1 tRNA gene is annotated in these 255 nt (G+C 46.3%); it reads right to left on the reverse strand.

The window, feature by feature from the left end:
* Positions 1 to 32: 32 nt before the first annotated feature.
* Positions 33 to 109, reverse strand: a tRNA-Ile gene (locus tag ACOB82_RS17735).
* Positions 110 to 255: the final 146 nt, after the last annotated feature.

Below are 255 nucleotides of genomic sequence, written 5' to 3' on the forward strand. Positions count from 1 at the left end.
AGGTTGAAAGCAACGCAGCATAACGAAGAATTTGGTAGGTCTGGGCAGACTTGAACTGCCGACCTCACCCTTATCAGGGGTGCGCTCTAACCAGCTGAGCTACAGACCTTTAGTATCTCTAATAAAAGAGGCGTCCGAAGCTTACATGTTAGGACTTCTTCATACGTTCGTTATCTATGCAATTTGTGTGAACACTCAACATGAAGCGTTTTACTTCAAGATAAGGAGGTGATCCAACCCCAGGTTCCCCTAGGG

Source organism: Colwellia sp. MEBiC06753, from assembly GCF_053470325.1.